At 69.7% G+C, this 7,696-nt stretch carries 8 protein-coding genes and 1 pseudogene; 6 read left to right on the top strand and 3 right to left on the bottom strand.

Annotated features, from left to right (window positions below):
* Both bioD and FHD68_RS16250 read left to right on the top strand, forming a co-directional pair.
* A partial coding sequence (gene bioD, locus FHD68_RS16255) for an ATP-dependent dethiobiotin synthetase BioD (protein ID WP_139086231.1) occupies positions 1 to 421 on the top strand: 421 nt, incomplete at its 5' end.
* Positions 418 to 1,647 carry an adenosylmethionine--8-amino-7-oxononanoate transaminase gene (locus FHD68_RS16250; RefSeq protein WP_139086229.1) on the top strand — a complete coding sequence of 410 codons (1,230 nt, stop codon included), beginning with the start codon at positions 418 to 420 and terminating at the stop codon, positions 1,645 to 1,647. The genes bioD and FHD68_RS16250, both read left to right, overlap by 4 nt.
* Here the strand turns inward: FHD68_RS16250 and FHD68_RS16245 are convergent.
* From FHD68_RS16245 to leuC, 3 genes are read right to left on the bottom strand one after another with little or no spacing between them, the layout of a single operon-like run.
* Positions 1,633 to 2,646, bottom strand: coding sequence for an endonuclease/exonuclease/phosphatase family protein (locus FHD68_RS16245; protein WP_127897685.1), 1,014 nt, complete (start codon positions 2,644 to 2,646; stop codon positions 1,633 to 1,635). The genes FHD68_RS16250 and FHD68_RS16245 overlap by 15 nt on opposite strands.
* Complete coding sequence (gene leuD / locus FHD68_RS16240) at positions 2,637 to 3,242, bottom strand: 3-isopropylmalate dehydratase small subunit (protein ID WP_127897686.1); 606 nt, start codon at positions 3,240 to 3,242, stop codon at positions 2,637 to 2,639. Before leuD ends, FHD68_RS16245 begins: the two co-directional genes overlap by 10 nt.
* Before the next feature lie 7 nt (positions 3,243 to 3,249).
* Positions 3,250 to 4,668 (bottom strand): 3-isopropylmalate dehydratase large subunit, encoded by a 1,419-nt coding sequence (gene leuC / locus FHD68_RS16235; protein WP_127897687.1) that lies wholly within the window; start codon positions 4,666 to 4,668, stop codon positions 3,250 to 3,252.
* A gap of 357 nt (positions 4,669 to 5,025) precedes the next feature.
* Between leuC and rsfS the strand changes: the two genes are divergently transcribed.
* From rsfS to FHD68_RS16215, 4 genes and pseudogenes are all read left to right on the top strand, one after another.
* Positions 5,026 to 5,391 (top strand): ribosome silencing factor, encoded by a 366-nt coding sequence (rsfS, locus tag FHD68_RS16230; protein WP_045982838.1) that lies wholly within the window; start codon positions 5,026 to 5,028, stop codon positions 5,389 to 5,391.
* Positions 5,392 to 5,400: 9 nt separating this feature from the next.
* Positions 5,401 to 5,868, top strand: coding sequence for a 23S rRNA (pseudouridine(1915)-N(3))-methyltransferase RlmH (gene rlmH / locus FHD68_RS16225; protein WP_045982811.1), 468 nt, complete (start codon positions 5,401 to 5,403; stop codon positions 5,866 to 5,868).
* A gap of 94 nt (positions 5,869 to 5,962) precedes the next feature.
* Positions 5,963 to 7,477, top strand: a complete 1,515-nt coding sequence (gpmI, locus tag FHD68_RS16220) for a 2,3-bisphosphoglycerate-independent phosphoglycerate mutase (protein ID WP_127897688.1) — start codon at positions 5,963 to 5,965, stop codon at positions 7,475 to 7,477.
* Positions 7,474 to 7,696, top strand: a pseudogene (locus FHD68_RS16215) (murein hydrolase activator EnvC family protein); the annotation flags it as partial. The gene gpmI and the pseudogene FHD68_RS16215, both read left to right, overlap by 4 nt.

The following is a 7,696-nucleotide window of genomic DNA, read 5'->3' as shown; positions in this document are numbered from 1 at the left end:
GCCCCTGTCACCGCACCGGGCGGCGGAGCTGGCGGGCGTCACGCTGGACCCGGCGGGCTGGACGCCGCCCGATGCCGCGCGGCTGGTGATCGAGGGGGCGGGCGGCGCGCTGGTGCCCGTCACGCGGCAGGTGCTGTTCGCGGACCTGTTCGCGCGCTGGCAGGTTCCGGTGATCGTCGTCTGTGCCACGGGGCTGGGCACGATCAGCCACAGCCTGACCGCGCTGGAGAGCCTGCGCGCGCGGGGCGTGCCGGTGCATGGCGTGGCCTTCGTCGGGCCTGCGAATGACGACAACATGGCGACCATCGGCGATCTGGGTCGGGTCAGGGTGCTGGGACGCCTGCCTTTGCTGGACCAGCTGGACAGGGACAGCCTGACCGCCGCGATGCGGGCCGCGTTTAGCGCAGGGGATTTCGCATGAGCGCCGTCTGGCATCCGTTCTTCCAGCATGGCACCGAACCGGCCCCGCCCCGGGCGGTCGGCACCCAGGGCGCGCATATCCTGACCGATCGCGGCCCGCTGCTGGACGGGATCAGCAGTTGGTGGGTGGTCACGCATGGCCACAATCAGCCCCAGATCGTGGAGGCCATCCGCGAGACCGCCGGACGGCTGGACCAGGTGATCTTTGCCGGGCTGACCCATGACCCGGCGGAGGAGCTGGCCGAGGCGCTGGTGACAATGACGCCCGCGGGGCTGGACCACGTGTTCTACAGCGACAGCGGATCGACCGCGGTCGAGGTCGCGTTGAAGATGGCCCTGGGCTATTGGCGCCACGACGGCGACGGCCGCCACCGCATCGCGGTGATCGAGGACAGCTATCACGGCGACACCATCGGCACGATGAGCGTCGGAGAGCGGGGGGTCTTCAACGCCGCCTATGACCCGCTGATGTTCGGGGTGGACCGGTTGCCCTTTCCCGAGGGCGACGGGGCCGCGACGCTGGCGGCGTTCGAGGCGCTGGCGGCCAGCCGGCGGATGGCGGCGATCATTCTGGAGCCGCTGGTGCTGGGCGCGGGGGGGATGCGGATGTACGCCCCCGCGGTTCTGGCCGGGCTGCGGGCGATCTGCGACCGCCACGACGTGCTGATGATCGCCGACGAGGTGATGACCGGATGGGGCCGCACCGGGCGGTTGTGGGCGTGCGATCATGCGGGCATTGCGCCCGATATCCTGTGCACGTCCAAGGGGTTGACCGGGGGCGTGGTGCCGCTGGCGGCGACACTGGCCAGCGGGCGGATCTTCGACGCGCATCGCTCGACCGACCGGCGGCGGACCTTCTATCACTCCAGCAGCTATACCGCGAACCCGATCGCCTGCGCGGCGGCGCTGGCGCAGGTGCGGCTGTGGCAGGCCAGCCCGATGCAGGCGCGGCTGGACGCGCTGTCCGCCATGCAGGCCGAACGGCTGGCGCGGCTGGACGGGCGGTTCACCAACATCCGCCAATGCGGCACCATCGCCGCCGCCGACCTGGTCGTGCCACAGGGCGGCTATCTGTCCGAGGTCGGGCCGCGGATGCGGGCGCATTGCATGGATCGCGGCGTGCTGCTGCGTCCCTTGGGGAACACGGTCTATGTGCTGCCGCCCTATTGCGTGACGGGGGGCGACCTGGATGCGGCATGGGAGGCCGTCACCTCATTCCAGGTCTAGGTCGACCCAGACCAGCCTGCGATGCGAGGCCAGCGCCACGGCCTCTGCCAGCGGATCGTCGGGCGCGGGCCAGACGACACCCGACGCCAGCACCGACAGCCGCTGCGCTGGCAGGACGTAGTCCAGTCGCAGGTTGCCCGGCGCGCGGTCGTATTCCGCCGTATCCAGCGCCGGGTCGCCCCGCTGGCCGGCATTCGGGCCGGTCTGGGGAGGTTGCCATGCGCCGCGGGGCCGGGGGTCCTGGGTAACGGAAGCCAGCGCCGCCAGCGTGGCCGGATCGCCGTCGCCGTCCTGCGGATCGACGTTCAGGTTGCCCAGGATCGCAAAGGGCGCATCGGGAAGGTGGGTCAGCCAGAAGGTGACCTCGTCATGGTTGCGGGCGGGATTGCGATCCTCGAAGGCGGGGGGCGTTGCGGCCAGTGCCAGCAGGTGCAGCGGCCCCGCAGGCGTGTCCAGCGCCACGTCCCAGTGCGCCGTGCTGGACAGGCGCTGGATGTCGGCATGGGGGCTTTCGGGCATCCGGTTGCCCGGCAGGTCGCGCCACAGCGTCGCGCTGTGATCGGCGACGCCCGCGATGGGCAGGCGCGACAGCACCGCCAGCCCCGCCTGTCCAGTGAAGGCGCCATAGCCCTGCGCATCGCGGGGCTGGCCCGCGCGCCCGTCGCCGTCCAAGTCCACGCCCGTGGCCATGCCGCGGTTGGATTGCGTCGCATGATGATGCGGCATCGCATGACCCTGTTCGGCCAGCAGGCCCGCGAAAGCGGTCAGTGCGCGGTTGTCCAGGTCCCAGTCCAGCCCGGTCAGCAGGATCGCATCGGGCGCGGCATGGGCGATCACCTGTGCCGCGGCCACAACCTGCGGATCGCGGGCCATGATGTCGCGCAACAAAAGACCCGGCCCGTCGCGCGACAGGCCGGGGTCCCAGGTGGCGATGCGCAGCGGATCGGCCGCCGCCGGGCCCGCCAGCAGTATGGCCAGGGCAAGGGCCCTTAGACCCAAGGGCGGGCCTGGGCCATCTGCGTCTCGAACGTGTCGATGGCGGGGGCCTTTTCCATCGTCAGGCCGATGTCGTCCAGGCCGTTCATCAGGCAATGCTTGCGGAACGGGTCGATGTCGAAGCTGTATTCGGTGCCGTCCGCGCCGGTCACGGTCTGCGCGTCCAGATCGACGGTGATGCGGGCATTCGCGCCCTTTTCGGCATCGCGCATCAGCGCGTCGACCGCATCCTGGGGCAGGACCACCGGCAGGATGCCGTTCTTGAAGCAGTTGTTGAAGAAGATGTCGGCAAAGCTGGTCGAGACGACGCAGCGGATGCCGAAATCCAGCAGCGCCCAGGGGGCATGTTCGCGCGAGGAGCCGCAGCCGAAATTGTCGCCCGCGATCAGGATCTGGGCGTCGCGATAGGCGGGCCGGTTCAGGACGAAATCTGGGATCTCGTTCCCGTCGCGGTCATAGCGCATCTCGTCGAACAGGTTCACGCCCAGGCCGGACCGCTTGATGGTCTTCAGGAACTGCTTGGGGATGATCATGTCGGTGTCGATGTTGACCAGCGGCATGGGGGCCGCGATGCCGGTCAGGGTGGTGAACTTGTCCATGATGTCCTCAGGCCGGTTCGTGTGCGAATTCGCGGATGTCGGTCAGGCGTCCGGTGACGCCGGCGGCGGCCGCCATCGCGGGGCTCATCAGATGGGTGCGGCCCTTGTAGCCCTGGCGCCCCTCGAAGTTGCGGTTGCTGGTCGCGGCGCAGCGTTCGCCGGGCTTCAGCTGGTCGGGGTTCATGCCCAGGCACATCGAGCAGCCGGCCAGCCGCCATTCAAAGCCCGCGTCGATGAAGATGCGGTCCAGCCCTTCCTCCTCGGCCATGGCGCGGACCAGGCCCGACCCCGGAACGACCATGCCGCGCACGCCCGGCGCCAGCTTGCGCCCGCGCAGCACGTCGGCGGCCGCGCGCAGGTCCTCGATCCGGCCGTTGGTGCAGGATCCGATGAAGACCGCGTCGATGGCGATGTCGGTCAGCGGCGTGCCGGCGGTCAGGCCCATGTAGTCCAGCGACCGGCGCGCGGCATCGACCTTGCCGCCCGCAAAGCTTTCCGGGTCGGGCACGGATGCCGTGATCGGCAGCGCGTCTTCGGGGCTGGTGCCCCAGGTGACGGTCGGCGCGATGTCCTCGGCGCGGATGGTCAGGACCTTGTCGAAATGCGCGCCGTCGTCCGAGAACAGCGTCTTCCACCAGGCGACGGCGGCCTCCCACTGGGCGCCCTTGGGCGCATGGGGACGGCCCTTGACGTAATTGAACGTGACCTCGTCCGGGGCGATCAGGCCGGCGCGGGCGCCGCCCTCGATCGCCATGTTGCAGATGGTCATGCGGCCTTCCATCGACAGGTTGCGGATCGCCTCTCCGCAATATTCGATGACATGGCCTGTGCCGCCTGCGGTGCCGGTCTCGGCGATGATGCGCAGGACGATGTCCTTGGCGGTCACGCCGGGGGCCAGGCGTCCGGTGATCTCGACCTTCATGTTCTTGGACTTGCCCTGAATCAGGGTCTGGGTGGCCAGCACATGCTCGACCTCGGACGTGCCGATGCCGTGGGCCAGCGCGCCGAAGGCGCCGTGGGTCGCGGTATGGCTGTCGCCGCAGACGACGGTCATGCCGGGCAGGGTCCAGCCCTGTTCGGGGCCGACGATGTGCACGATGCCCTGGCGGATGTCGTTCACCGGGTAATAGACCACCCCGAATTCGCGGGCGTTGCGGTCCAGCGCATCGACCTGGATGCGGCTTTCCTCGTCGTCGATGCCGGTCTGACGGTCCAGCGTGGTGGGCACGTTGTGGTCGGGCACGGCGATGGTGCGTTCGGGCGCGCGGACCGGGCGGCCGGTCATGCGCAGCCCCTCGAAGGCCTGCGGGCTGGTCACCTCGTGGACCAGGTGGCGGTCGATATACAGAAGGCAGGTGCCGTCTTCCTGGCGGTCCACCACATGGGCGTCCCAGATCTTGTCGTAAAGCGTGCGTGCAGGGGTCATGGCTGAGGTCTTTCGGCTGTGATGCAGGAAGGGTGACGGGCGGGCAGCCGTCAGCCCTGAGCGGTCACGCCCAGCATCTCGCCGTAGAAGCGGCCCGGCAGGCGCGCGCGGTCATGAATGTCGAAATAACGCATCATCGGGCCAGATTAGGCCAGCATCCGCCTGCTGGCAAGCGCGCGCATGTCAAGGAAAATGCCGCGAGAGATTGAGACGGGCCGAAAAGATGCTATGTTGGGTGAACCCCTGCGCCGGGGGCTATCGGCGCGCGGACCGGAGGACTACACCCTGTCACAAGACGCCCCGTCGGCCGGTCGGCCGACCTCGACCCAGCAGACCAGCCAGCATACCAGTGACGACATGCTGGCCTTGGTGCTGAATTCCCTTGATGACGACAAGGCCGAGGAGGTCGTCAGCATCGACCTGCGCGGTCGCACGGCCATTGCCGACCACATGGTCATCGCCTCGGGGCGCAGCTCGCGTCAGGTGGGCGCCATCGCGGAGAAGCTGGCCGAGCGCGTGAAGCAGGTCACCGGCCGCAGCCCGCGGATCGAGGGCAAGGATGCCGGCGACTGGGTGCTGATCGACACGGACGACGTGATCGTCCACGTGTTCCGCCCCGAGGTCCGCGACTTCTATCAGCTGGAAAAGATGTGGCTGCCCGCCGATGCGCTGGCCCGCGTGCGCGAACCCGCCCAACCGTCCAGCTATCAGCCGCAGGACTGATCCGCCGCGATGCGGATCGACATCGCCGCCGTGGGGCGGCTGAAGACCGGCCCCGAGGCGGCGCTGGTCGCCGACTACCTGCAGCGATTTGCCAAGACCGGCCGCAGCCTGGGGCTGCCGGCCGTGTCCGTCGTCGAGGTCGAGGATCGCCGCGCCGGCACCATGGCCGCCGAGGCGGAGCTGCTGTCCCGCGCCATCCCGCCCGGCGCGGCGGTGGTGATGATGGACGAACGCGGCGATCAGCCGACCTCTCCCGAATTCGCCGCGCGGCTGGCGGACTGGCGCGACCAGGCGCGCGACGTGTGCTTCGTGATCGGCGGCGCGGACGGGCTGGATCCGTCGTTGCGGGCGCGGGCCGACTGGCAGATCAGCCTGGGCCGGATGGTCTGGCCGCATCTGCTGGTCCGCGTGATGCTGGCCGAACAGCTGTACCGCGCCGCCACGATCCTCGCCGGGTCGCCCTATCACCGGGCGTAGGGGGCACCGGGCATAGGGGGGCACCGGGCAAGGGCGGGCTTGGTTGCCGCCGCCGCCCGCGAGGCGTAAGTAAGGGCAAAACCGCGAGGCTCCGATGACCAAACCCGTGATCCTGTGCATTCTGGACGGCTGGGGCCAGTCCACCCGACCCGAACAAAGCGCCCCGGACCGGGCGGCGACCCCGAATTTCGACCGTCTGATGCGCGACTGTCCCCATGCGACGCTGGTGACGCACGGTCCCGACGTGGGCCTGCCGCGCGGCCAGATGGGCAATTCCGAGGTGGGTCACACGAATATCGGCGCCGGACGCGTGGTCGCGATGGACCTGGGCGCGATCGATCTGGCGATCGAGGATGGCAGCTTTGGCCGCAACGCGCCGCTGCTGGCGTTCATCGACCGGCTGAAGGCCACCGGCGGGACCGCGCATCTGCTGGGTGTCGTCTCGGATGGCGGTGTTCACGGTCATATCGTCCATGTGCTGGCCGCGGCCCGCGCGGTGGCCCAGGCAGGCGTGCCGGTGGTGATCCACGCGATCACCGACGGCCGCGACGTGGCCCCCGATTCGGCACCGGGCTTCCTGGCCACGCTGCAGGACGGGCTGCCTGCAGGGGCGCGGATCGGCACGGTGATCGGTCGCTATTACGCACTGGATCGCGACAGCCGCTGGGACCGGGTGCAGCGCGCGTTCGACGCCATCGTCGCCGGACAGGGAGAGGCCGCGCCGGACGCCGCGTCCGCCATCGCCACGGCCCATGCGCGCGGCGAGATGGACGAGTTCGTGCCGCCCTTCGTCATCGGTGGCTATGCAGGTGCGCGGGATGGGGACGGGGTCTTCTGCCTGAACTTCCGCGCCGACCGCGCGCGTGAAATCCTGTCTGCCCTGGGTGATCCCGTCTTCGACGGCTTTGACGCCGCCACGCGCCCGGCCTGGGCCGCGATGCTGGGCATGGTCGATTATTCGACCCGCCATGACAGCTTCATGCATGCGGCCTTTCCCAAGCGGCAGGTGCAGAACACCCTTGGGGCCTGGGTCGCGGCCAAGGGCCTGCGCCAGTTCCGCCTGGCCGAGACCGAGAAATACCCCCACGTGACCTTCTTCCTGAACGGCGGCAAGGAAACGCCCGAACCGGGCGAGGATCGCCACATGCCGCAAAGCCCCAAGGTCGCGACCTATGACCTGGCGCCCGAGATGGCGTCCGTCGAGGTCACCGACAGGCTGGTCCAAGTGATCGGTCAGGGCTACGATCTGATCGTGGTGAACTATGCCAACCCCGATATGGTCGGCCATACCGGCGATCTGGACGCGGCCGCCCGCGCCTGCGAGGCGGTGGATCGCGGCCTGGGCCGGATGCTGGCCGCGCTGGACGCGGTCGGGGGGGCGGCGGTGATCTGCGCCGATCACGGCAATTGCGAACAGATGATCGACCCGGTGACGGGCGGGCCGCATACCGCGCACACGCTGAACCCGGTCCCGGTCATCGTCTATGGCGCGCCGGGCGTCACGGGTCTGCGCGACGGGCGCCTGGCCGATCTGGCGCCGACGGTCCTGGCGCTGATGGGGCTGGATCAGCCCTCCGACATGACCGGGGAAAGCCTGATCGTCCCATGAGAACCCGCCTTGCCCTGGCGCTCTGCGCCGCCCTTGCCGGTCCGGCCCTTGCGCAGACCACCCCCGCCAACCAGGCGGTCGCGGATGCCGAGGCCGCCGCGGCGCTCCTGCGCGCGGCCATCGGCCAGCTGGCCGAGGCGGTCAGCGCCGACGACCAGGTGGTGGCCCTGACCGAGGTCATTCGCGGATACGAACTGGGCCTGGCCGCCCTGCGCGGCG

The organism is Paracoccus marcusii, assembly GCF_006151785.1.
GTDB lineage: Bacteria > Pseudomonadota > Alphaproteobacteria > Rhodobacterales > Rhodobacteraceae > Paracoccus > Paracoccus marcusii.
The sequence above is the reverse complement of the archived record's forward strand: the minus strand, read 5'-3'. Positions and strand labels throughout refer to the sequence as shown.